Annotated in this window: 21 protein-coding genes and 1 pseudogene; 13 read left to right on the top strand and 9 right to left on the bottom strand. The window is 72.9% G+C overall.

The genetic code is table 11. From position 1 onward, the window contains the following. Positions 1-81: 81 nt before the first annotated feature. Together ACWCQS_RS13355 and ACWCQS_RS13360 are read left to right on the top strand one after the other, a co-directional pair. The gene (locus ACWCQS_RS13355) at positions 82-864 is read left to right on the top strand and encodes a hypothetical protein (protein WP_451004549.1); all 783 of its coding nucleotides are present in this window, start codon (positions 82-84) and stop codon (positions 862-864) included. Positions 865-1,089: 225 nt separating this feature from the next. After that, on the top strand, positions 1,090-1,647 hold the full coding sequence (locus ACWCQS_RS13360; protein ID WP_451004550.1) for a hypothetical protein: 558 nt from the start codon (positions 1,090-1,092) through the stop codon (positions 1,645-1,647). Here ACWCQS_RS13360 and ACWCQS_RS13365 read toward each other — a convergent pair. Continuing rightward, on the bottom strand, positions 1,560-2,411 hold the full coding sequence (locus ACWCQS_RS13365; protein WP_451004551.1) for a helix-turn-helix transcriptional regulator: 852 nt from the start codon (positions 2,409-2,411) through the stop codon (positions 1,560-1,562). The two genes, ACWCQS_RS13360 and ACWCQS_RS13365, sit on opposite strands and share 88 nt — an antisense overlap. Positions 2,412-2,465: 54 nt before the next feature. Between ACWCQS_RS13365 and ACWCQS_RS13370 the strand changes: the two genes are divergently transcribed. Next, positions 2,466-3,287 carry an SDR family NAD(P)-dependent oxidoreductase gene (locus ACWCQS_RS13370; RefSeq protein ID WP_451004552.1) on the top strand — a complete coding sequence of 274 codons (822 nt, stop codon included), beginning with the start codon at positions 2,466-2,468 and terminating at the stop codon, positions 3,285-3,287. 13 nt (positions 3,288-3,300) lie between these two features. Here ACWCQS_RS13370 and ACWCQS_RS13375 read toward each other — a convergent pair whose 3' ends face one another. Further along, positions 3,301-4,173 carry an SGNH/GDSL hydrolase family protein gene (locus ACWCQS_RS13375; RefSeq protein ID WP_451004553.1) on the bottom strand — a complete coding sequence of 291 codons (873 nt, stop codon included), beginning with the start codon at positions 4,171-4,173 and terminating at the stop codon, positions 3,301-3,303. 361 nt (positions 4,174-4,534) lie between these two features. On the opposite strand from ACWCQS_RS13375, the gene ACWCQS_RS13380 reads away from it, so the two are divergent. Further along, on the top strand, positions 4,535-5,530 hold the full coding sequence (locus ACWCQS_RS13380) for an NAD-dependent epimerase/dehydratase family protein (protein WP_451004554.1): 996 nt from the start codon (positions 4,535-4,537) through the stop codon (positions 5,528-5,530). 656 nt (positions 5,531-6,186) lie between these two features. Here ACWCQS_RS13380 and ACWCQS_RS13385 read toward each other — a convergent pair. Together ACWCQS_RS13385 and ACWCQS_RS13390 are read right to left on the bottom strand one after the other, a co-directional pair. Beyond that, positions 6,187-7,296, bottom strand: a complete 1,110-nt coding sequence (locus tag ACWCQS_RS13385) for a sensor histidine kinase (protein WP_451004555.1) — start codon at positions 7,294-7,296, stop codon at positions 6,187-6,189. A 2-nt stretch (positions 7,297-7,298) separates the two neighbouring features. Then, on the bottom strand, positions 7,299-8,042 hold the full coding sequence (locus tag ACWCQS_RS13390) for a response regulator transcription factor (RefSeq protein WP_451004556.1): 744 nt from the start codon (positions 8,040-8,042) through the stop codon (positions 7,299-7,301). 111 nt (positions 8,043-8,153) lie between these two features. On the opposite strand from ACWCQS_RS13390, the gene ACWCQS_RS13395 reads away from it, so the two are divergent. From ACWCQS_RS13395 to ACWCQS_RS13405, 3 genes are read left to right on the top strand one after another with little or no spacing between them, the layout of a single operon-like run. Next, positions 8,154-8,846: a glycosyltransferase family 2 protein gene (locus ACWCQS_RS13395; RefSeq protein WP_451004557.1), complete on the top strand. Its 693-nt coding sequence runs from the start codon at positions 8,154-8,156 to the stop codon at positions 8,844-8,846. Further along, on the top strand, positions 8,843-9,457 hold the full coding sequence (locus ACWCQS_RS13400) for a TIGR04282 family arsenosugar biosynthesis glycosyltransferase (protein ID WP_451004558.1): 615 nt from the start codon (positions 8,843-8,845) through the stop codon (positions 9,455-9,457). The genes ACWCQS_RS13395 and ACWCQS_RS13400 overlap by 4 nt, the downstream gene beginning before the upstream one ends. After that, a complete protein-coding gene (locus tag ACWCQS_RS13405; RefSeq protein ID WP_451004559.1) occupies positions 9,457-10,209 on the top strand; it encodes a class I SAM-dependent methyltransferase in 753 nt (250 codons plus the stop codon). Before ACWCQS_RS13400 ends, ACWCQS_RS13405 begins: the two co-directional genes overlap by 1 nt. A 313-nt stretch (positions 10,210-10,522) precedes the next feature. On the opposite strand, the gene ACWCQS_RS13410 is transcribed toward ACWCQS_RS13405, so the two are convergent. Next, complete coding sequence (locus tag ACWCQS_RS13410; RefSeq protein WP_451004560.1) at positions 10,523-11,755, bottom strand: molybdopterin-dependent oxidoreductase; 1,233 nt, start codon at positions 11,753-11,755, stop codon at positions 10,523-10,525. A gap of 113 nt (positions 11,756-11,868) precedes the next feature. Between ACWCQS_RS13410 and ACWCQS_RS13415 the strand changes: the two genes are divergently transcribed. Together ACWCQS_RS13415 and ACWCQS_RS13420 are read left to right on the top strand one after the other, a co-directional pair. Then, entirely contained in the window at positions 11,869-13,203 is a 1,335-nt protein-coding gene (locus ACWCQS_RS13415) for a hypothetical protein (protein WP_451004561.1), read from the top strand. A 543-nt stretch (positions 13,204-13,746) separates the two neighbouring features. Next, positions 13,747-14,029, top strand: a pseudogene (locus ACWCQS_RS13420) (TolB family protein); the annotation flags it as partial. Between the two features lie 62 nt (positions 14,030-14,091). Here ACWCQS_RS13420 and ACWCQS_RS13425 read toward each other — a convergent pair. After that, entirely contained in the window at positions 14,092-14,535 is a 444-nt protein-coding gene (locus ACWCQS_RS13425; protein WP_451004562.1) for a DNA-binding protein, read from the bottom strand. A 79-nt stretch (positions 14,536-14,614) separates the two neighbouring features. After that, positions 14,615-16,108, bottom strand: a complete 1,494-nt coding sequence (locus ACWCQS_RS13430; RefSeq protein ID WP_451004563.1) for a long-chain-fatty-acid--CoA ligase — start codon at positions 16,106-16,108, stop codon at positions 14,615-14,617. A gap of 160 nt (positions 16,109-16,268) precedes the next feature. Between ACWCQS_RS13430 and ACWCQS_RS13435 the strand changes: the two genes are divergently transcribed. After that, positions 16,269-17,435 carry a PucR family transcriptional regulator gene (locus tag ACWCQS_RS13435; RefSeq protein WP_451004564.1) on the top strand — a complete coding sequence of 389 codons (1,167 nt, stop codon included), beginning with the start codon at positions 16,269-16,271 and terminating at the stop codon, positions 17,433-17,435. Between the two features lie 310 nt (positions 17,436-17,745). On the opposite strand, the gene ACWCQS_RS13440 is transcribed toward ACWCQS_RS13435, so the two are convergent. Together ACWCQS_RS13440 and ACWCQS_RS13445 are read right to left on the bottom strand one after the other, a co-directional pair. Further along, positions 17,746-18,489: a class I SAM-dependent methyltransferase gene (locus ACWCQS_RS13440; protein WP_451004565.1), complete on the bottom strand. Its 744-nt coding sequence runs from the start codon at positions 18,487-18,489 to the stop codon at positions 17,746-17,748. A gap of 206 nt (positions 18,490-18,695) precedes the next feature. Further along, positions 18,696-19,361, bottom strand: a complete 666-nt coding sequence (locus ACWCQS_RS13445; RefSeq protein WP_451004566.1) for a ScbR family autoregulator-binding transcription factor — start codon at positions 19,359-19,361, stop codon at positions 18,696-18,698. A gap of 160 nt (positions 19,362-19,521) precedes the next feature. Here ACWCQS_RS13445 and ACWCQS_RS13450 point away from each other — a divergent pair, with 160 nt between their 5' ends. The 3 genes from ACWCQS_RS13450 (at position 19,522) to ACWCQS_RS13460 (ending at position 22,503) form a co-directional block, all read left to right on the top strand. Beyond that, positions 19,522-20,496 (top strand): TIGR01777 family oxidoreductase, encoded by a 975-nt coding sequence (locus tag ACWCQS_RS13450; RefSeq protein ID WP_451004567.1) that lies wholly within the window; start codon positions 19,522-19,524, stop codon positions 20,494-20,496. A gap of 72 nt (positions 20,497-20,568) precedes the next feature. After that, a complete protein-coding gene (locus ACWCQS_RS13455; RefSeq protein ID WP_451004568.1) occupies positions 20,569-21,483 on the top strand; it encodes a TIGR01777 family oxidoreductase in 915 nt (304 codons plus the stop codon). Positions 21,484-21,633: 150 nt separating this feature from the next. Beyond that, positions 21,634-22,503 (top strand): class II glutamine amidotransferase, encoded by an 870-nt coding sequence (locus ACWCQS_RS13460; RefSeq protein ID WP_451004569.1) that lies wholly within the window; start codon positions 21,634-21,636, stop codon positions 22,501-22,503. Positions 22,504-22,517 lie beyond the last annotated feature (14 nt).

Here is a 22,517-nt window from a genome sequence, read left to right on the forward strand (position 1 = left end):
GTTCACCGGCGTGTACGGCTTCGGACCGAGCATCCCAAGGGTTCGGCATCCCAGCTCGTTGACGACGGAAGGCCCGGCCTCATGGAACGACGTGCACTCGCCGCCTACCTTGCAGCCGCTCTCGCCGCACCGGCGGTCCTCGACATGCCTCCGGCCGAGGCCGCCGAGGAGGCTGGTTCCGGCGCGGCCACGGGGCTCACCGAGCAGATGCGGACGGTGCTGGGCCGGGAGATCGACGACCGGCACACTGCTCGCGCGCTGGTGCCGGAACTGTACGACGTCGGTTTCGAGTGGCACCCGGAGACGGCGCAGCTGGACCGGTTCGACTTCATCGTCGGCTACTCCTTCGGCAAGCGGCCCGCGCAGTCGGGTTACCCGGAGAAGACGCTCCCCGAACCCGGCCCCGTCAACGAGGAGTTGGCGGACACGATCGCCCGGATCCGCGAGCGGCGGAACGTGCCCGTCTACGCGCAGTGGGAGATCGCCCGGTTCCTGCGGTCCGCGCACGGCGTGGACGACGTGACGTCGATCGAGCCCGTCGTCGCGGAGGACGGCACGATCACCTACCTGAGCACGGACGGGGTCGCCGGACAGGTGCTGGAGTACCGCAAGAAGGCGTCCGGCGGCATCGGCACCGCCTGTGTGGTCGGGTTCCGCGATCACCACAAGCGGTGTGTTCAGACCACGCGGGACCGGGGGATGACCGCGTACGCGCCGCGCGGCTTCACCATGCCGCACACCTACGACCCGCACTCGGGACAGCCGTGGACGCGGCGCCGGGATCTGTACCTGGTGCACGACATGGCGGCCCAGTGGCAGGTGCTGCGAGCCAAGCTCGTCGCGCAGGCCTACCCCAACGGATGAGACGGGCCGGCGGGCGTGGGCAGAGCGCCCGAGGGCGGTTCGGCCGAACTCCCCGGACGCCAGTGCGGTAGCCCTCGACCGGACGGCCGGGGTCAGGGTGGGCAGGGGCGCGGTCCGGGCCGGGTGGGCCTGTTCGGGTGCAGCCGCCAGGCGCGCAGCCGACGAGCGCAAGCGCCGCGCACATGATCAGCGCGGCGGCGGTCGATCCTGGACTTCGTCACCCGCGTGCGGCAGGAGGTCCTGCGGCGGCCGGCCGCCGAACCACCCCGCACCGCCGTCCACCACAGCCTGCTCGCCGCAACGGGCGGCCTCGACGGCGGGCTCACCATCCTCGTCGTGGGCGCGCCGCCACACGCGCCGACCGGCCGGACGCGCCGTACCCATGTCCTGACCGAGTTCGAGGACGGAATCAGCTCGGCGCCGGCCGAACGCTTCGCCGAGGCCGACCCGGAAGAGCCGGCCCGCCGGTGTGCCCTGCGCACCTCGGTGCTGGCCAGGGCCGCGGTCGGTGCTGTGCGTGCCGCGCTGCTCGTCCACACCCGGGGCGACGAGGAGACCACCGACCCGCGCCGGCTGGAGGATTGCGCACCGCTGCATGGACGAGGGTTCGCGGCGCTGCGGACGCAGGGCGGCGCATGGCGAAGAGCGGCGCGCAGCACGGCCCGGCGGAGCCTGCACCGTTCGGTGGGTTCGGCTCAGCGGGCGGTGTCCATGCGCTGGGTGCCGATGACCGACAGCAGGTGCAGCGCCTCCTCGGACGGGGTGTCGGGGACCGCGGTGTAGATCACGACCTGCTGGTCACGGTCGGTGAGGTCGAGGGCGTCGCAGTTGACGGTGACCGACCCGACCAGCGGATGCCGGAACGTCTTGCGGAGCGTGCGTTCCCCGTCCACGTCGTGGGAGTCCCACAGCCGGGCGAACTCCTCGCTTCCGGCGCGCAGTTCGCGGATCAGCCCGGTCACCTCGGGATCGTCGGGGTAGCGGGCGGCAGCCGTGCGCAGCCGGCGTGCCGCGTGCCGGGCGAACGCGTCCGCGTCGGACACGCCGTACAGCCGCTGTCCCCCGGAGCGCGGCCCGAGGAAGACGCGCCGCGCGAGGTTGCGCTCGCGGCGCGGCAGGGCCGAGAAGTCCTCCATCAGGGCGGCGGCCAACTCGTTCCAGGCGAGCACCTCCAGCGTGGCCGAGGTGACGAAGGCGGCGGACTGCGGCAGCCGGTGGATCAGGTCGAGGATGCTCTGCCGCACCTCGCGCGGGGGGCCGGGCGCGGGATCCGGCGGGGCGCCGGCCAGGAGGTGGAGATGCTCGCGCTCGGCGTCCGACAGCCGCAGGGCGCGGGCCAGTCCGGTCAGTACCTCACGGGACGGGCGCGGGCCGCGGGCCTGCTCCAGCCGGGTGTAGTACTCGGTCGAGATGAACGCCAGATGCGCCACCTCCTCACGGCGCAGCCCCGGTGTGCGGCGGCGCGGCCCGGCGGCCAGGCCCACGTCGGCCGGACTGATCCGCTCACGCCTGCTGCGCAGGAATCCCGCCAGTTCTGCTCTGTCCACACCCTCAGTGTGCGCGGGTGCCGCGCGACCGATCCAGGTACTCCCGGTGCCTGGATGGGTCCGGGACCGGGGCGCAGGCTCGCTGCCGTGGACAACGCAACCAAGGACACCCCTGGCCAAGGCCTGCTGGCCGGCAAGGTCGCCTTCATCACCGGTGCCGGGCGCGGAATCGGCGCCGCCGCGGCGCGGCTCTTCGCCCGGGAAGGGGCCCGGGTCCTGCTCGCGGCCCGCACCGAGGCCCAGCTGAAGGCGGTCACCGAGGAAGTGCGGGCGACGGGCGGCACCGCGGACCACATCGTCTGCGACCTGGCCGACACGGCGAGCGTGCGGGCCGCCGTGGACCGTACCGTCGACCTCTACGGCCGCCTCGACATCGCCTTCAACAACGGCGCCACGATCCAGCCGCCCGGCCCCATGGACCAGCTGCCGGAGGCCGAGTTCGACCATGTGTACACGGTGAACCTCAAGAGCGTCTGGCTGGCCATGGTCGCCGAGGTCGCCGCCATCCGGGCAACCGCCGGAACGGGCGCCATCGTCAACAACTCCTCCATCGGCAGTATGCGGGGCAACCCCGAACTGCCCGCGTACGGTGCGATGAAGCGGGCGGTGAACAGCCTCACCGAGTCGGCCGCCGTGACGTACGGTCCCGAAGGCATCCGTGTCAACGCGATCGCGCCCGGCAACACCCTGACGGAGATGATCCGGGCCTGGGAAGCGGAGGCTCCCGGACTTCAGGACCGGCTCACGGCGCTCACCCCGCTGCGCCGCGCCGCCGTCCCCGAGGAGATCGCCGAGGCCGCCGCCTGGCTGCTGAGCGACCGATCCTCCTTCGTGACCGGCACGGTGCTGCGGGTCGACGGCGGCGCACGCGCCTGAGCGGCCGCGGGAGTCAGCCGAGACCGAGAACGCTCATGGCGCGCTCGGCCATGCGCTGCTCGCCGAGCGCGTTGGGGTGGACCGGGACGAGGTTCTGCCCGAACAGGAGCGGCTCGATCCACCGGGTGCCGACGGCCTGACACGCGTCATGGCCCTCGGACGCCTGGGAGAAGTCCACGTACGTGGCCCCGGTCTCCTCGGCGGCGCGCTGCACGACGGCGTTGAGGTGGGCCTGCAGCGCGTGCAGGTACGGCACGTCGCCGGACGCGATCGGCATTCTGGCGAAGCAGGACGGGTCGGCCTCGGCCGGCGTGATCCACGGGTAGCCGAGCACCGCCACACGGGCGTCCGGTGCCTTGGCCCGCACGGCACGCAACGCGGTCTTCAGCGCGGGGTAGGTCTTCGCGTCGATCGCGTCGTCGAAGGAGGTGCCGTACGTGTCCTTGCAGGGACTGCCCTGGCCTGCGCTGAGGAGCCCCGCGGTGCCGCAGGCGAGCATGGCGTCGATGAAGGTGCCGTTGTCGTTGCCGCCGATCGTCAGGGTCACCAGATCGGTGTCCGCGGTGACCGCGTCCGCCTGCGGGGCGACCCCGAGGTACTGGGACTCGGTGAAGTCCTTGGTCCGGGCGGCGCCACAGGTGACGTCCGTCAGCCGGGCGGCCGTACGGGCGGCGATGACGTGGGGGTAGTCGGCCGTGGAGCGCAGGCAGATCAGATTGCTCGCGTCGACCGGCAGGACCCCGGAGCCGGCGCTGTAACTGTCGCCCAGAGCGGCGTAGTTCAGGGGTGTCGTGGCGTCGGCGGGTACGGCGGTGAGGCCGAGGGCGAGCGCGCCGGCGAGTGCGGACGTCGCGACGATGGCACGGCGCAGGGCAGGCTTGGGCATGGGCGGGCGCTCCCTCTTCTCGGGTGGGGACACGGAGCGAGCGGGCATGGCAGTGCCCGCGTGGGTGCTGGTGCGCGAGAATGCGGCGGCTCGGAGCAAGGAGAGGTACCGGCGTGGGGTGCCGGATCGCGGGATTACCGCTGAGTTCTACCGATAGGTAATGTGCGGGCATCCACCTGCGGAGTCAACGTTGTTGACACAGATTCTTGAAACCGCCACGAACGGACGTGAACCGCGGCGCCGGGGCCTCCGTGAGCGCGTCCGACGTCACCCCGCGACTCACCACGCCCACCCCTTACGGAGTCATGACGTGCCGGTCGCGTCGCCCGGTCCCGGTGCCGTCCGCGTCTAGCGTGGCCGTATGCGTGTACTGGTCACCGGCGGTGCCGGGTTCATCGGGTCCCATGTAGTCGAGGCGCTGCGGGCGGGCGGGCACGAGCCGCTCGTGTACGACGTCCGGGAGGATCCCGGCGCGGACGTGCGCAACCCGGCGTCCATGGCCCGAGCGCTGGCCGGGGTGGACGCCGTCTGCCACCAGGCGGCGATGGTCGGGCTCGGCAACGGTGTCGTCGACGCGGCGGAGTACGTCTCGCGCAACGATCTCGGCACGGCCGTGCTGGTCGCGGCCATGGCGGAGGCGGGGGTGCGGCGCCTGGTGCTGGCGGGGTCGATGGTGGTGTACGGGGAGGGGCGTTACGAGTGCCCTCGGCACGGGGTCGTACGGCCCGGTCCACGGGCCGTGGCCGATCTGGACGCGGGCCGCTTCGAGCCCCCCTGCCCGCGGTGCGGCGCGGAGTTGAGCCCCGGGCTGGTCGGTGAGGACGCTCCGGCCGATCCCCGGAACGTGTACGCGGCGACCAAGCTGGCCCAGGAGCACCTGGCCGCGGCCTGGGCCCGCAGCACGGGTGGGTCGGCGGTGTCGTTGCGGTACCACAACGTGTACGGGCCGCGGATGCCGCGGGACACCCCGTACGCCGGGGTCGCGTCCTTCTTCCGCTCGGCGCTGGCCCGCGGCGAGGCACCGCGGGTGTTCGAGGACGGCCGGCAGCGACGGGACTTCGTGCACGTGCGGGACGTGGCCGCGGCCAATGTGGCGGCGCTGGAGGCGGAGGCGGCGCCGGGTGTCCTCGCGGCGTACAACACCGGGAGCGGTGAGCCTCGTACCGTCGGCGAGCTGGCACGGGCACTGGCCGCCGCGTGCGGCGGACCGGAGCCCGTGGTCACCGGGGAGTACCGGCTGGGGGACGTACGGCACATCACCGCCGACTCGTCGCGGCTGCGGGCCGACCTGGGGTGGAAGCCGCAGGTCGAATTCACGGCAGGCATGCGGGAGTTCGCGGAGGCCGGGCCGGTGTAGGGGCCCGTGGACGCGTGAGGGTCAAACGGGAATGCCCGGCGAGCGAGCCGACTCCGGCCCGGCGGCCGGCAAGTCCCCCCTTGGCGCGGCGCGGACCACGCGCCCGTCCGGGGTACGACGGCGGCCGGGGCTGCCGAGGATTCCCCCGGGGTGCGGCAGCCACCGGACCACCAAGGATGCGGCAGCCACCCGATCTCGTCGGCATCCCGCCGTCCCCAGACCGCCCAGGATGCGGCGTCCGCTCAGACTCCGCAGCACGCCACAGCCACCCGCACTCCCTCGGATGACGCAACCCCCACGCTCCCCGGGATGGCACAACCCAGCACGGCCCACAATGCGGCAGCCACTCAGGCTCCGTGCCACGCCAGCCACCGGCACTCCCCGGTATCCCACAGCCCCGAACCGCCCACAACGCGGCAGCCACTCAGACTCCGCAGCACGCCACAGCCACCGGCACTCCCCGAGGTACCACAGCCCCGGACCGCCCAGGATGCGGCGGCCGCTCGGACTCCGCAGCGACCCACACTCCCCCCGCATCCCACAGCCCCGCACGCCCACAACGCGGCAGCCACTCAGACTCCACAGCAGGCCGCAACCGCCCGCCCCCCGAATGCCGCAGCCCCCGAACTCTCCAGGATGCGGCACCCCCGGACGGCCTAAGGCGCCGCAGGCAGTGTCACCTCGAAGCGGCAGCCGCCTGGGATGTTGCGGACCGTGGCCTGGCCCTGGTGGGCCTCCACGATGCCGCGGACGATGGCCAGGCCCAGGCCGGCGCCCGCCGGCGGGGTGCGCGCGTCGCTGCCGCGCCAGCCGGTGTCGAAGACGCGCGGCAGGTCCTCCTCGGGGATGCCGCCGCAGCCGTCCGTGACGGAGAGCACCACGCCGTCGTCGGTGCGCTCGGCGGCGACCGCGACGGTGCCGTCGGGCGGGGTCCGGCGGATCGCGTTGACCAGGAGGTTGCCGAGGACTCTGGTCATCTCCTTGCCGTCCACCTCGACCGGTACCGGTTCCACGCGGTCGCCCACGAGGCGGACACCGTGTTCGCGGGCCAGCGGGTCGGCGCCGGCCAGTGCGTCTCCGACCAGGTCGTACAGGGAGATCCGGGAGGGGCTCAGCGGGAGGGTGCCCGCGTGGATACGGGAGAGTTCGAAGAGGTCGCCGACCATGCCGTTGAGCCGCTCGACCTCGGTGCGGATCTGCTTGAGGTAGCGGCCGGGGTCGGCGGCCACGCCGTCCTCCAGCGCCTCCGACATGGCGCGCAGTCCGGCGAGCGGGGTGCGCAGGTCGTGCGAGATCCAGGCGACCAGCTCGCGCCGGGACTTCTCCAACGCCCGCTCCCGTTCCCGGGATTCGGCGAGCCGTGCGCTGGTGGCGGCCAACTCGCGGCTGAGGGCGTCCAGTTCGGCGGTGGCCGGGCCGTGCGGGGCGGCGAAGGCACCCGCGTCGCCGAACGAGCGGGCGGCGTCCATGAGTTCACGGCTGCGGGCGACGACCCAGCGTCCCAGGAGCAGCGCGGTGGCCAGGGAGACCACGGCCGCCATCGCGACGACGGTGGTGACCACGGTCAGGTCGTGCGAGGACAGGAACATCGCCCAGGCGACGGCGAGCGTGCCGGCGAGCATCGCGCCGACGCCGACCGCCGCGACCACGGCGACGGAGGCGGTGAGCGAGCGGCGCCGGATCAGGCGCAGCACGCCCGCTCCCGCCACCCCCGCGGCGGCGGCACCGGCGAAGGCGTAGAGGGCGATGAGAAGAGTGGCGGGCATGGTCAGAGCACCGCCTCGCCGGGTTCGAAGCCGGGCTCGAAGCGGTAGCCGACGCCCCACACGGTCTGGATCAGGCGGGGCCTTGCCGGGTCGTCCTCGACCTTGCCGCGCAGCCGGCGGACATGGACGGTGACGGTCGACAGGTCGCCGAAGTCCCAGCCCCAGACCTCGCGCATCAGATCCTCACGGCTGTAGGCCCGGCCGGGGTGCCTCAGGAAGAAGGCGAGCAGGTCGAACTCGCGGAGGGTGAGGGCGAGTTCGGTGCCGTTCTTGGTCGCCCGGCGGGCGTCGGGATCGACGCTGAGTCCGGCCGCGGCGAGCCGGTGCCCGGTGCTGGCGGGCCGGCTGCGGCGCAGCACCGACTCCACGCGCAGGACCAGCTCGCGGGGGCTGAAGGGCTTGGTGACGTAGTCGTCGGCGCCGACCTCCAGGCCCAGGATGCGGTCGTCCTCGTCGCCGCGGGCGGTGAGCATGATGACCGGCACCGGGCCGCCGTCCCGCATCCGCCGGCACACCTCCAGGCCGTCCATGCCGGGCAGCATCAGATCGAGCACCACGAGGTCGGGCCGGTGCGCGGCGGCGCGGGTGAGGGCGGTCGGGCCGTCGTCGGCGCGGTCGACCAGATAGCCGGCGCGGTGCAGATATCCGGTGACGACCTCGGCGACGGTCGGATCGTCGTCCACGACCAGGATCCGGGCCGTCTCGCCTGCGGCTTCGGTCCCGTGGGGCTCGTACAGCGATTGCATGCCTCCAGCGTCGCACCGCGCGGCCACCGGTGTCCGGCCGCGGGCCGGGTGTCCGCGTTTCGTAAGGACCATGAGCCCGATTTGCCCGATTGGCGTTCGTAGGGTGAGACCGTGACGACCACTTCAGCGGACGTCGACGTGGTGCTGCCCTGCCTGGACGAGGCCGAGGCCCTGCCCTGGGTGCTCGACCGGATTCCGGCCGGCTGGCGCGCCCTCGTCGTCGACAACGGTTCCACCGACGGCTCCCCCGACATCGCCCGTGCGCTCGGCGCGACGGTGGTGCACGAGCCGCGGCGCGGTTTCGGCGCCGCCTGCCACGCCGGACTGACCGCGGCCACGGCCGAGATCGTGTGCTTCTGCGACTGCGACGCCTCCCTCGACCCCGCGCTGCTCGTTCCCTTCGTGCGGGAGATCCGGGACGGCGCGGCCGACCTGGTCCTCGGCCGGCGGCGTCCTGAGGGCCGGGGCGCCTGGCCGGCGCACGCCCGCGCGGGCAATCTCGCACTGGCCCGCATGCTGCGCCGCCGTACCGGGCTGCGCCTGCACGACCTGGGCCCGCTGCGCGCCGCCCGCCGTGAGCCGCTGCTCGCGCTCGGCCTCACCGACCGGCGCAGCGGCTATCCGCTGCAGATGGTCGTCCGCGCGGCCGACGCCGGCTGGCGCATCGCCGAACACGACGTGCCCTACCGGCCGCGCACCGGCGCCTCCAAGGTGACGGGCACGTGGCGCGGCACCTGGCAGGCGGTGCGGGACATGAGCCGCGTGCTGGCCGAGACCCCGGCCGACGGGGGGCTCGTACGGTGACCACGCTGCTCGTCATCGCCAAGGAACCGCTGCCGGGGCGGGTCAAGACCCGGCTCACCCCGCCGTTCACCCCGCAGCAGGCGGCCCGGCTGGCGGAGGCGGCGCTCGTGGACACCCTGCACGCCGTGGCTGCGGCGCCCGCGACCCGCAGGGTCCTGGTCCTCGACGGGGCGCCGGGACCGTGGCTGCCGGCCGGCTTCGAGGTGCTGCCGCAGTGCGCGGGCGGGCTGGACGAGCGGCTGGCGGACGCCTTCGCGCACTGCTCGGGACCGGCGCTGCTCATCGGCATGGACACCCCGCAGGTGACGCCGGAGCTGCTCACCGTGGACTTCGCGGGCTGCGACGCCTACCTCGGCCCGGCCGAGGACGGCGGCTTCTGGGCGCTGGGCCTGGCCGAGCCCGACCCCGCGCTGCTGCGGGGCGTGCCCATGTCGACGCCGGTGACCGGGGCCGCGCAGCGGGAGCGGCTGCTGGCTGCCGGACTGCGGGTGCGTGAGCTGCCGCGGCTGCGGGACGTCGACACCGCCGCCGACGCGCACGCCGTCGCCGCGCTCGCCCGGCACGGCCGGTTCGCCGCCCAGCTGGCCCACTGTACGCCGGTCACCCGGTGATGGGCGGCAATGTCGCCTGGGCGACTGCGGATCCCTACTCCGCCGCCCTGCGCACCGGCCGCGGCCCCCTGTTCCTGCGCCGCACCGACGGCTGGCTGCTGCCGCTGGAGGTGGAGCGCTGGTGCGGCCGAGCCGATCAGGTCGACAGGGAGGTCCTGGACCGCTGCGAGGGCGCCGTCCTGGACGTGGGCTGCGGCCCCGGCCGGCTGGTGGCGGAGCTCGCCGCCCGGGGCCGTACCGTGCTCGGCATCGACGTCAGCGAGGCCGCCGTCGACCACACCATCGAGTTCGGCGGGCAGGCGCTGCGGCGCTCTGTGTTCGAGCCGTTGCCCGGAGAGGGGCGCTGGGACACCGTGCTGCTCATGGACGGCAACATCGGCATCGGCGGGGAGCCTTCCGTCCTGCTGGAGCGGGTGGCCGCGCTGCTGCGCCCGGGCGGGCTGCTGATCGCCGAGACCGTGCCGGGACACGTCGACGAACGCGCCCGGGTCCAGGTGGTCGACACGGTCGGCGCCGCCCGGGCCACCGGTGCGCCGTTTCCCTGGGCGCGCCTCGGCACCCCGGCCCTGCTGCGGTACGCGCGCAGGGCCGGGTGGCGGTCCGTCGCTCAGTGGTCGGCGGGCGGCCGGTGCTTCGCCGCCCTGCGCACGCGCCATCCCAGCAGCAGCGCCGAGCCGCCGAAGAGTACGGCGGTGATCAGCAGCCAGCGGGTGAGGAAACCGTCCGGGGAGAGTCCGGTGGCCGACCGGTAGCGCCCGGCCGTCATGCCGCTGATCAGCGGGAACCAGACGAGCAGGAGCAGCCCGGACAGCAGGGCCGGGACGCGCACGTAAAGCGTCCAGCCGCGCCGTCCGGCCGCCCCCAGGCCGCCGGTGACCGCCCGGTCGGCCACCGTGTACAGCGGCAGCAGGACGAGGTCGTGCAGCAGGGCGGCGCCCACGATCCACAGCGCCACCTCGAACCAGTCGCCGGCGAGCAGCCGCACCCCGGCGTACGCGGCGAGGGCGAACGAGCAGGCGAGCAGCAGCAGTTGGAAGGGACTACCCAGGTGTACGCGGCGCGGCATCACAGGTCTCCGAAGGTCAGTCGGGCCACCCACTTGGTGTTGAGCACGCCGGGTGCCCCCGGGACGATGATCCGTGCCGGGTGACCGTGGTCGGGGGACAGTTCCTCACCGTTGACGAAGAGCGCGAGCAGCGAGCGTCCGTCGGCCACCTGGTTGGCGCGCAGGGCCGCACGCCGGAACGCTCCATGTCGCTGCAGGGACTCCACCAGCACGTCCGGCGGATCACCGTCGTACCCGACGAGCGCGGTGAGGTCGCGCAGCCGCACCCCGCGCCACCACTGGTCCGCGGTCGACCAGCCCTCCACGCAGGCGATGGGCAACGAGGCGCTGTGCTGCGGCAGTTGGAGCAGCTGGGCGCGGCTGAGCCGGACCGTGCCGGTGCGGCCGGTGACGACGAGCCGCCAGGCGTCCTCGTGGGTGTCGGCCGCGGTGATGCCGGCGTAGGCGGCGGTCTTGTTGATCTGAAAGCCGTTCGGGCCGCCGCCGGGATCGGCGGTGCCGTGCGGGGCGAGCAGGGCGGTACGGCGGAAGGGCCCACCCAGGCTCTGCCCGACCGTGGTCAGGAACAGCAGCAGGGAGCCCCCGCCGACCAGCCCCAGCGCGCCGCGCCGGGAGACGGTGGGCGCGTCGGGTCGCGGTGAGACCAGGTCGTTCCGCTCCTGCCGACGCTGCCGAACGGCCCGTACCGCCGTGGGCGTCTTCAGCGCGGCGTGTGCGAGGAACGCGGCGAAGAACACCCATGCTCCGTAGAAGTGCAGCGGGTAGAAGGAGCCCGGGAAGACATAGTCCAGCTGGACGTTGAGGACTCCGGTGGTGAACTCGAACAGCCCTCCCCCGACGAGCAGCAGCAGGGAGATCCGTTCCAGCGCGTGTGCGAGGGAGCGGGCCGGCGGCAGGGTGAAGAGCCTCGGCACCACCGACCACAGCTTGGCCAGCAGGACGGGGATCAGGGTGATGCCGAGGGTGACGTGGACGCCCTGGGTGAGTCGGTACAGCCATACCGGGTCGGTGGGCCAGGCGAAGAGGTAGAAGCCCAGGATGCCCTTGTCCGGAGTCATGTCGTTGACCCGCGACAGGCCTGGGTTGTAGGCGGCGTACGACACCAGGCCGGTCACGAACAGCACGGTGATGCCGACGAGCAGGATGAGGCCGAGCACCGAGGTGAACCAGGGGCCGCGCAGCGGGCTGCGCCAGAAGCCTGGGGACGTGGGAAGCCGGGAATGGTCGCGCATGTCCCGACCGTAGGCCGGGGGACCCCCGGAAATGGGTCCCTGACCGGTGACGAAACGCTGACGTCCGGTCCGAACGGCGGCCGGTCGCCGCTCCCCCGGCCTAGCGTTCCGGTGTGACCCGATCTCTCCGCCGTGACCTGTACGCCGCCGGTGCCGCCGCTCTCCTCGTGACGGCGGCCGTCGTCGTCGGCCGGCACATTCAGGACACCCGCCACACCCTGTTCGTGCACTGGCCGCCGCTGTTCGCGGACTGGGACCCGCATCTCGGCCCCGGCACCCCGGCCGCCCTGGCGGTGGCGGCGGCCACCGTGGCGTACGGCCCCGCCGTCGCGGCCCGGCTGCCCTGGCGCGGACTGCTCGCGGCGGCCTGGGCGGCCGCCCTGGTCTGGATCGTGTCCCTCGCCCTGGTCGACGGCTGGCAGCAGGGCATCGCGGTCCGGCTGACCACCCGCAACGAATACCTCCGGGTCATCGACCGCTTCCATGACATCCCGGCCACCCTGCGCGACTTCACCCACCACATCGTCAGCGGGACTCCGGACCCCTGGCCCGCCCATATCGCCGGTCATCCGCCGGCCGCCACGCTCACCTTCGTGCTGCTGGACCGGATCGGGCTGCGGGGCGGCGGCTGGGCCGGGATGTGGTGCATCACCGTGGGTGCGACGGGCTGCGTGGCCGTGCTGATCGCGCTCCGCGCGCTGGCCGACGAGACGCTCGCGCGGCGGGCCGCGCCGTTCCTGGTGCTGGCCCCGGCCGCGGTGTGGCAGGGCACCTCCGCCGACGGCTACTTCGCGGCCGTCGCCGCCTGGTCGCTGGGGCTGCTCGCGCTGGCCCTGACCCGCCGGTCCCACGGGTACGCGGCGGCCTCGGGCCTTCTGTTCGGCCTGACCTGCTACCTCTCCTACGGCCTCACACTGTTCGCTCTGATCGGCGCTGCGGTCGTCGCGCTCGCGCGCCGGGAACTCCGGGAACGCCCGGCCCTGCTGTTGTCCCTGCTCGCCGGACTGGCCGTGTTCCCGGTGGTGTTCACGCTCGCCGGTTTCGACTGGTGGCACGCCTACCACCTCCTCGTCACGCGCTACTACCAGGGCATCGGCGGCACCCGCCCCTACGGCTACTGGGTCTGGGCCAACCTCGCCTGCACCGTCCTCATCACCGGCCCGGCCACGGCGGCGGGGCTGCGCCGGACGACCACGACACTCCTCCCCGGGACCGGCGCCCGTCGCCCCGCGGACCTGCACCTGGCACTCCTCGTGACCGCCGCGCTGCTCGCCCTGCTGGTCGCCGACCTGTCCGGCATGAGCAAGGCGGAGACGGAACGCATCTGGCTGCCCTTCGCCCTCTGGCTCCTCCCCGCCTGCGCCCTCCTCCCCCGTCCCCGACCCTGGCTCGTCGCCCAGGCGACCCTGGCCCTGCTCCTCAACCACCTGCTGCTGACGGGCTGGTGAGGTTCCGGAGCCATCGGCGCGGCAGGGTGACCCCGCGTGACCGCCGTCCGGTCGGGGCGTTGCCCTGGGCGTGGGCCGCGGCCGGTGTGGCCGAAATGGCGCACTCGTGCGGGATGTACCGCTGCCACTTGGCTGAACGACGGACGGCAGGCAGGAAGGACCGGGGATGGACTTCGGCGGCGTGGGTCGGCGCGGGTTTCTCGCGACGGCGGCGGCAGGGCTGGTCACAGCGGCGGTCTCCACACGGGCGGCGACGGCGGTCGGGCTGCCGGGCGGGCCCGGTGCGCGGGCCGGCGACGGGGGGGCGGTTCCTCAACTGCACCCGGATGACCGGGGGTTCGATCACCGGCAGCCGGGCCGGCGGTGACCTGATCGCCGAGGTGCAGGGGGTGCTGTGGCGGGTGCCCCGGGACGGGGGGACGGCCGTACAGGTGACGGGCTGGGAGCTGGAGGCGACGCGCCCCGCGCTGTTCCCCGACGGGAGGACGCTGGCCGTGTGCGGCTATCGCGGCGGCGGCTTCCATCTGTGGTCGCTGCTGCACGGACCGGGACGGGCTGGTGGCCGTACGCCGTCACCACCTCGGCAGCGGCGCCGACGAGCCGGTGACCGGGGGCGGCCGGCTGTATCCCGCGCTGTCTCCGGACGGCTCCCTTCTGGCCTGCGAGGACGTCCCTGCTGCTGCGCACCCTGGCCACAGGTGCCGTGCAGGTGCTGACCCGGCCGTTGGCAACCGACGGGCCGCCCGGCGCGCCCACCTGGTCGCTGGGCGGCCGGTACGTGGCGTTCTGCGACCGCAACCGGCTCAACCAGCGGTTCCGCGAGGGATGCCTTACGCGCAGGGCGACTTGACGTCCTTCAGGCGCGGCGGCCGACGGCCGGTCCACGTGTCAGGCGTCCTCGTCGGCGGCGGTGGTGCGGTCGGCCAGTCGTTCGTATCGCTGTCTGGCGGCCTGCGGGGTGCCGAGTCCGAGGCCGAAGGCGATCTCGGGCCAGGTCATGCCCCGGCCGCGGGCCATCTGCAGGAGCGAGGCCTCCAGTTCGTCCAGCTCCGCTCGCACCAGCGGTACGAGGCTCAACGCGGCCGTGATGTCGGCACGGTCCACCTCCGGCTCGCCCTCGTCGAGCAGTGCCGCCCCGCTCAGCAGGAACGTCACGAGCCGTACGGCCTCGTGCGGCGCGAGGACCGACGGGTGGGTCTGCCGACGCCGTTGCCCGTCCGTCGCCGCGTGCCGCTCGGCGATGCGGAAGAGGCAGGCGTGGACCCGCTGGGCCCGCGCCTGCTCCGGCCGCGGAGGGTTGAAGGGGTCGGTGTGATCAGCGGTCGATGACATGCGACAAGGGTTGCGTTCAACACGACATGACGTCAACTGCTTATTGTGAACAGTCCGTTCATACCGCTGGCGGCTGAGCTCAGGGCGTCGGCGCGGTGATCTCCCGCTTGAGGATCTTGCCGCTCGGGCCCATCGGCAGCGCGTCCGTCAGCCAGACCCGGCGCGGGTACTTGTAGGCGGCGACCCGGTCCCGGACGAACCGCTGCAACTCCTCGGTGTCCGCCTGGGCTCCCGGGCGCAGGACGACCGCGGCGACCACCTCCTCGCCGAGCCGCTCGTCGGGCACCCCGAGGACCGCGGCGAGGGCGACGGCGGGATGCTCGTGCAGCACCTCCTCGATCTCGCGGGGGTAGACGTTGTAGCCGCCGCGGATGATCAGGTCCTTCTTCCGGTCGACGATGTACAGATAGCCGTCCTCGTCCTGGCGGGCCAGGTCGCCGGTGCGCAGCCAGCCGTCGGGGATGGCGGCGGCCGTCTCCTCGGGGCGGTGCCAGTACTCCTTCATCACGTTGGGTCCGCGCACGGCCAGTTCACCGACCTCCCCCGGTGCGACGTCCCGGCCGGAGTCGTCGAGCAGCCGGACCTCGACGTCGCGGACGGGGGTGCCGATCGATCCGGGCTTGCGCGGGCGGTCGGGGTGGTTGAAGGAGACGACCGGGCTGGTCTCGGACATGCCGAAGCCCTCCAGCACCATGCAGCCGTAGCGTCGCTCGAACCCGTGCAGGATCTCCACCGGCAGGGAGGCGCCGCCCGAGACGCACATGCGCAGGCTGGACACGTCGGCCGCGTCGGCGCCCGGGTGCTGGAGCAGCGCCGCGTACATGGTCGGGACGCCCTCGAAGACGGTCGCCCGGTCGCGGGCGATGGCGTCGAGCACGGTCTGCGGCTCGAAGCGGGGGACGAGGGTGAGGGACGCGCCGCTGCGGACGGCGACGTTCATGGTGCAGGTCTGCCCGAAGATGTGGAACAGCGGCAGGCAGCCGACGATCACGTCGTCGGAGGTCAGCCGCTGCACCTCGGTGACGTTGACCTCGGTGTTGTGGCGCAGCCCGGCGTGGGTGAGCGCGGCGCCCTTGGGACGGCCCGTGGTGCCCGAGGTGTAGAGCAGCACGGCGATGTCGTCGCCGGCGGCGGCCGTCACCTCGTACTCGGGCTCCAGGCTTGCCAGTTCGGCGGCGAAGGCGGCCGGTTCGACCGTCAGGTGCCGCACACCGGCGGCGGCCGCGCCCGCGGCGCCCTCGCCCGGCGCCTGGTGCCACTCGAAGAGCAGCACGGCGCCGGAGTCCCGCAGGTGGTACTCGGTCTCGCGCTCCTTCAGCAGCGGGTTCATCGGCACCACGATGCCGCCGGCGCGCAGGACGGCGTAGTACAGGACGACGAACTCGGGCACGTTCGGGAGCATCAGCGCGACCCGGTCGCCGGTGCGCAGGCCCTCGCTGCGCAGCAGTGCGGCGGCCTGGGCGCTGAGCCGGTCGAGCTCGGCGTAGCTGGTGGTCGCCGTGCCGAGCCGCAGCGCCGGGCGCTCGGGCAGCCGTCGCGCCGTGTCCACCAGGAATTCCGCCAGATTGGCCATGATGCCTCCTCGCACGCATGCTCCCGCCGCGCTCACGGGTCCCATCGCGAGCGCTCCCGGCATGGTCGCGTGCACGGTCAGGGGCGTCCATGGTGACGCCCACAGTTCGCCCGTGCCGGAGTTGTTCCCGGGACCAAAAAGAGCGTCGTACGCTGCGGGTATGGGTCTGTCGAATGTGGGGGCGGCGCTGCGCGGGCGCCTTCCGGAGCTGGGCGAGCGGATGGTCGAGCGCATTCGTGCGGAGGTCGAGTCGTACGCGGACGACTCGCTGATCCCCTTCGCGTCGCTCAAAGAGTCCTGCGAGGGCAACGCCGATCTGCTCCTCCGACGCTTCGCCTACGGCGCGGAACCCGATGTCGGAGCCGCTCAGCAGACCGGACGGCTGCGTGCCGAGCAGGGCGTGCCGCTGGCGGACACACTGCACGCCTACCGGGTCGGTTTCGAGCTGCTGTGGTCGGAGATGGTCGACGAGGCACGCAGGCATCCGGAGGTCACGGACGCGGAGTTGGTTGCCGGCTCCTCGGAGATCTGGGCGCTGTTCGGCCGGTATGCGGAGGCCGTGGCTGCCGCGTACCGTGAGGCCAGCGCCGAGCTGGCGCTGCAGCGGGAGGCCCGCCGGTCGGCCCTGGCCGAGGCGTTGTTCACGGGCGCCCTCGCGGATCGTACGACGCCGTGGGAGGCGGCCCGGCAGCTCGCTCTGCCGGAGCGCGGGCCGTACGCGGTGGTGGCCGCGTCGGTGCCGGATCCCGGCCAGGAACCGCTGCCCGGGATCGAGGCGGCCCTGCGCCGCTCGGGCGTGCCCTCGGTGTGGCGGCTGCTGCCGGACCAGCAGATCGGGCTGCTCTCGCTCGGACATCGGGACGCGGAGACGGTGAGCCTGCGCGCGCTGCGCCGCCGGCGCGCCCGGGTCGGCGTCAGCCCACGGTTCGACTCGCTGCGGGACACGCCGCAGGCGCTGCGGTTCGCCCGGCTGGCCCTGGCCGGACTGCCCGGCGAGGGTCCGGGGGTCACCCGGTTCGACGACAGCCCGCTGGCGATGCTGGTTGCCGCCGCCCCGGCGGAGGCGAGCCGGCTGGTCGAGGTCTCCCTGGGCCCGCTCCTCGAACTGCCGGAGGCGGAGCGGGCACGGCTGCTGCAGACCCTCGGTCACTGGTTCGCCTCGGGCGGGGTGGCCGCCGGGGCCGCGGAACGGCTCTTCGTCCACCCCAACACCGTGCGCTACCGACTGCGCCGCATCGAGGAGCTGACCGGGCGTCCGCTCACCGACCCGATGGCCCTCGCCGACCTGGGCGCCGCGTTGTACGCGCTGCGGCTGCTGCCTTCCTGACGCCGGGGCCGACCGGTGGGGTGCGGCGCTGGGGCCGACTAGGTCCTGTCGTCAAACTCCCGCCGTCCGCCCGGAGGGCGGGCCTCGCGCCCGCCGCGGAGCGGCTGATGTATGCAGTAGGTGCGTGCTCTGGGGATCCCCCCGGCCGAAGGCTGGGGGAGCGCCGGGCTCTGGCCCTCGTACTGGATGTACTTGGGCCCGGGCCCGGTGCGGCGAGTGGGGGTGCCCCCTTTGGGGGAGCGTGCATGGCGTCGTGGGGCTGGGGGCACCGCCCGGCCGAAGGCTGGGGGAGGGAGTTTGACGACAGGGCCTAGCGCGTCAGCGGCAGCCGGTACACCGAGACATGGGAACGCGAGTCGGCGGTGAACTCGCTGCCGGACCAGTCGGCATGCCTGGACTCCTGTTCAAAGCCAGCCAGTTGGGCCATGAGGTCGAGCTCGGACGGCCAGATGTAGCGGTGCGGGCTGCGGTACAGCCGGGCCTCCTCGGTCTCGTCGAAGCGGAAGTGGTGCGACACGACACGCTGGTTGAGGACGTCGTAGGTGTCCAGCCCGACATAGCCGGCGTCGGCGCGCCACACGGTGGCCTCCTTGCCCGGGGGAAGCGTGCGCAGCTCCGGCACCCACAGCTCGATCACGAACCGGCCACCGGGCGCGAGATGGCGGGCGGCGTTGCGGAAGCACTCAACCTGCTCGGCCTGCGTGAGCAGATTGGAGATCGTGTTGTAGACGAGGTAGACGAGGCTGTACGTCCCCGGGGCGAGGGTCGTCGCCATGTCACCCATGACCACGGGGATCGTGGCTTCGTCGACCTTGGTCCGCAGTTGCTCCACCATCGGCCCGGACAGCTCGATGCCGGTGACGGGAACCCCTCGCTCGGCCAGCGGGACGGCGACCCGGCCGGTCCCGATCGCGAACTCCAGCGCCGCTCCGCCGTCCGCGAGTTCGGCGAGGCGTTCCACCGTGGGTGCCAGAACCTCGGGAGCGAACATCCCGGTGCCGGGCGTGTCGTAGCGCCGGGCGACGGCTGCGTCCCAGATCTTCTCCTGCTCCATTGAACCAACGCTGACCTTCTGCAAAGGAGTTGTCCAACGAATTACGCACGGCCCCGTTCGTGGGATCCTCCGCAGGCTCCCGGGCAGCAACAGGATCATGGGCATGGACGTCATCCGCTCAACCTGCCGGCATGACAGGAAACCGACCCAGCGGTTTGATATGCGCCGCCGTGACTGGCGCTGCGGGGCGCAACGCATGGCCCCACTCAGCTGTTGACGCCCGCCAGAGTCGCCGCCGGCCGCTGCCGGACCTCCGCGATCACCCTGGCCCCCCGGTCCGGCGCGGTGTCGAGGCGGACGAGGACGGCCGGGGCGGCGATGGCGGGGAGCAGATGGTCGAAGAGGGCCGACATACGGTGGTCGAGGTCGGCCCAGTGCGCGACGGCCTGCGACACGAACTGCACCCCGATCCACGCACCGAGGAAGACCTGGGCGGTCTCGTCGGGCACCACGTGCGGGAGTACCTCACCGCGCTCCTTGGCCTCCGTCAGGAGCGAGCCGGTCAGCTCGGCCCAGGCCGGCCATGCGCTGCCGAAGACATCGCGGCCCTGCAGGTCGGCCGACAGCCGGACGCCCGCGAGCAGCATCGGCTCCCGGGGCAGCCGCTCCGCCAGGGTCATGCCCGCGTCCACCCACTCCTGCAACTTCAGTTCCCGGGGGACGTGGTACTCCGTGCTCATCTGCTCCTGCAGCACACCCTGGGCGAGTGCGGCCTTGGAGTCGAAGTGGAAGTACAGGGCGCCCTTGGTCACGCCGGCCCTGGTGAGGATCTCGGCGATGGTGGCCGCCGCGTAGCCGCGCTCGGCGAACACCGCGGCGGCGGCTTCCAGAACAGCACGTCGGGTCCGGACAGCTCGCTCCTGCTGAGCCATGGACCCTCCTCAAGCTGAAAATTAAACCAAACAGCTCGTACCTTACCGCAGCACATGTCAACAGAAAGGTGCTCTTGGGCAGTTGTCGACCCCGTCCGCCATTCTTTTGAACGCGTTCAAATCTACGGCTACGCTGGGAGTACCGAACCGAGGGGGCTCGATGAAGGTAGTTCTGCCTGGGGGAACCGGACAGATCGGCACGATTCTCGATCGTGCGCTGACGGCAGCCGGTCATGAGGTCACCGTGGTGACCCGGCGTCCGACGGATGAGCGGCAGGTCGGCTGGGACGGGACCACACTCGGCCGCTGGGCCGAGGTGGTCGACGGCAGTGACGTCGTCATCAACCTGGCCGGACGCAGCGTCTCCTGCCGCTACACCGCCGAGAACCTGCGGGCCATGATGGATTCGCGGGTGAACTCGGCGCGCGTGGTCGGGCAGGCGATCGCCGCCGCCGCGCAACCGCCGCGGGTGTGGCTGCAGATGAGTACGGCGACGATCTACGCCCATCGCTTCGACGCGCCGAACGACGAGGCGACCGGTGTGATCGGCGGCTCGGAGACCGGAGTTCCGGACTACTGGTCCTACAGCGTCGACATCGCCAGGAACTGGGAACGCGCCCAGGCCGAGGCACCGACGCCGGCGACGCGGAAGGTGGCACTGCGCTCGGCGATGGTGATGAGCCCGGACCGGGGCGGGGTCTTCGACGTGCTGCTCGGACTGGCCCGGCTGGGGCTGGGCGGGCCGGTCGCCGGCGGTGCGCAGTACGTCTCCTGGATCCACGACAAGGACTTCGTCCGGGCGGTGAAGTTCCTGATCGACCGGGACGACATGGAGGGACCGGTCAACCTGGCCTCCCCCGGCCCGCTCCCGCAGCAGGAGTTCATGCGGACGCTGCGTACGGCCCGGGGCGTCCCCGTGGGGCTGCCGGCGACCCGGTGGATGGCCGAGCTGGGGGCCTTCGCGCTGCGCTCGGACACGGAGTTGCTGCTCAAGAGCCGCCGGGTGGTCCCGGGCCGGCTGGCGGCGGCCGGGTTCGACTTCGCGTATCCCGAGTGGCAGCCGGCCGCCGTGGATCTGGTGGGCCGCGCCAGGTCGACACGGTCCCGAGCGGGCCGGCTTCGCCGGTTTACTTGAAACTACAAGCAACTGGTGTATCGTGCGCCATGATTCAAATTTGAAGCAGGAGCCTTCTCGGGAGGACGCCATATGCGCGTTGTGATCACCGGATCCACCGGACTCATCGGCTCCGCCCTCACCCGCTCCCTCCTCGCCGACGGCCACCAGGTGGTCCGCCTGGTCCGCGACCGGTCCACCGCCGCACCTGCCGACGGCAGCAAGTGCGCGCACTGGGATCCGGTCGCGGGCCGGGTCGAGCCCGGCGCGCTGGACGGTGCCGACGCCGTCGTACACCTCGCCGGTGCGGGCGTGGGCGACAAGCGGTGGACGGCCGCCTACAAGCGGGAGATCCGCGACAGCCGGGTGCGCGGCACCGACACCGTCGCGCGAGCCTGCGCCGCGTCCCCCGACCCGCCGCGCGTCCTGGTGTCCGCGTCCGCGACCGGCTACTACGGCGACACCGGCGAACGGACCGTCGAGGAGAGCGAGTCGGCCGGGAACGACTTCCTGGCCTCCGTCTGCGTCGACTGGGAGGCGGCCGCCGACCCGGCCCGGCAGGCCGGCATCCGCGTGGTGCACCCGCGCACCGGGTTGGTCGTCTCCGCCGAGGGCGGCGCGTTCGGCCGGCTCTTCCCGCTCTTCCGCTTCGGCCTGGGCGGCCGGCTCGGGTCCGGCGACCAGTACTGGCCGTTCATCTCCCGGATCGACCACATCGCGGCGCTCCGCTTCGCCCTCGACACCGAGGAGCTCTCCGGCCCCGTCAACTTCACGGCCCCCGAACCGCTCACGAACCGCCAGGTGACCCGGGCACTGAGCGGCGCCCTGCACCGTCCGGCGCTCGCCACCGTCCCGGCCTTCGTCCTGCGCGCGGCGCTCGGCGAGTTCGCCGCGAGCATCACATGCAGCGCACGCGTCGTACCGGCCGCCCTGCACAAGGCGGGTTTCGCCTTCGCTCATCCGACGATCGACGCGGCGCTCGACTCGGCACTGCGACCGACCGCTTGAGGAAGCCGTCGGCGGGACGAAGGCGCTGAGCGCGGGGCCGGATTCCTCCGTTGCGCGAGTGCGCGAACCTACGGCGCGCGGGACCATGGTCGTCCGGGCGGGGCGCCGGACGACGGGGCTCGGCGGAAGACGGGTGACGAGGAGGAATTCGTGTGCCGACTGTTCGGGCTCATCAGTTCCCCGCTGCGCACACATGCCACGTTCTGGCTGCTGGACGCCCCCGACAGTCTCAGCGTGCAGAGCCGCCGTGAGCCCGACGGCACCGGGCTCGGGTACTTCGAGGCGGACGGCACGCCGGAGGTGCACAAGGCGGCGATCGCCGCGTACGAGGACCGCGCCTTCGCCCGGGAGGCCCGGGAGGTCGAGTCGGCCACCTTCCTCGCGCACATCCGCTATGCCTCGACCGGCGGGCTGGAACTGCGCAACACACACCCCTTCGAGCAGGACGGGCGGCTGTTCGCGCACAACGGTGTGATCGAGGGTCTGGACGAGCTCGACCGCCATCTCGGCGAGGACCGCTCACTGGTGCACGGGGACACCGACTCCGAGCGCTTCTTCGCCCTGGTCACGCGGGAGACGGCGGCGCACGGCGGGGACGTGTCCGCCGGCCTCGCGTCCGCGGCCCGCTGGGTCGCCGGGAACCTGCCCCTGTACGCGCTCAACATCATTCTTGTCACCGCGCAGGAGCTCTGGGCCCTGCGCTATCCCGCGACCCACGAGCTGTACGTCCTGCGGCGCCCGGCAGGCGGTCACCACGGCTCGCGGCATCTCGACCACTCCGGCCGGCACGGTCATCTGCGGGTGCGCTCCGCGCATCTGGGTGATCGTCCGGCGGTCGTCGTGGCCAGCGAGCCCATGGACGAGAGCCCGCACTGGCAGCTCATGGCACCTGGCGAGTTGCTCCACATCGGCCCCGATCTCCGGGTGACGTCTCATGTCGCCGTGTCCGACGCTCCGGCCCACCCACTCACCCTGTCCGACCTGCGCCCCGAAGCGGCCGCCTCGCAACGACCTGCGTAGTCGGGCCATGAGAT

It is taken from the genome of Streptomyces sp. NPDC002076 (assembly GCF_053593835.1).

Coding starts and splice junctions, on each gene's coding strand:
- ACWCQS_RS13380 (WP_451004554.1), top strand. CDS start 4,535: ATGCGTGTACTGGTCACCGGCGGTGCCGGGTTCATCGGGTCCCATGTA.
- ACWCQS_RS13405 (WP_451004559.1), top strand. CDS start 9,457: ATGGGCGGCAATGTCGCCTGGGCGACTGCGGATCCCTACTCCGCCGCC.
- ACWCQS_RS13445 (WP_451004566.1), bottom strand. CDS start 19,361: ATGGCTCAGCAGGAGCGAGCTGTCCGGACCCGACGTGCTGTTCTGGAA.
- ACWCQS_RS13425 (WP_451004562.1), bottom strand. CDS start 14,535: ATGTCATCGACCGCTGATCACACCGACCCCTTCAACCCTCCGCGGCCG.
- ACWCQS_RS13450 (WP_451004567.1), top strand. CDS start 19,522: ATGAAGGTAGTTCTGCCTGGGGGAACCGGACAGATCGGCACGATTCTC.
- ACWCQS_RS13455 (WP_451004568.1), top strand. CDS start 20,569: ATGCGCGTTGTGATCACCGGATCCACCGGACTCATCGGCTCCGCCCTC.
- ACWCQS_RS13435 (WP_451004564.1), top strand. CDS start 16,269: ATGGGTCTGTCGAATGTGGGGGCGGCGCTGCGCGGGCGCCTTCCGGAG.
- ACWCQS_RS13440 (WP_451004565.1), bottom strand. CDS start 18,489: ATGGAGCAGGAGAAGATCTGGGACGCAGCCGTCGCCCGGCGCTACGAC.
- ACWCQS_RS13375 (WP_451004553.1), bottom strand. CDS start 4,173: ATGCCCAAGCCTGCCCTGCGCCGTGCCATCGTCGCGACGTCCGCACTC.
- ACWCQS_RS13355 (WP_451004549.1), top strand. CDS start 82: ATGGAACGACGTGCACTCGCCGCCTACCTTGCAGCCGCTCTCGCCGCA.
- ACWCQS_RS13410 (WP_451004560.1), bottom strand. CDS start 11,755: ATGCGCGACCATTCCCGGCTTCCCACGTCCCCAGGCTTCTGGCGCAGC.
- ACWCQS_RS13370 (WP_451004552.1), top strand. CDS start 2,466: ATGGGTCCGGGACCGGGGCGCAGGCTCGCTGCCGTGGACAACGCAACC.
- ACWCQS_RS13385 (WP_451004555.1), bottom strand. CDS start 7,296: ATGCCCGCCACTCTTCTCATCGCCCTCTACGCCTTCGCCGGTGCCGCC.
- ACWCQS_RS13390 (WP_451004556.1), bottom strand. CDS start 8,042: ATGCAATCGCTGTACGAGCCCCACGGGACCGAAGCCGCAGGCGAGACG.
- ACWCQS_RS13430 (WP_451004563.1), bottom strand. CDS start 16,108: ATGGCCAATCTGGCGGAATTCCTGGTGGACACGGCGCGACGGCTGCCC.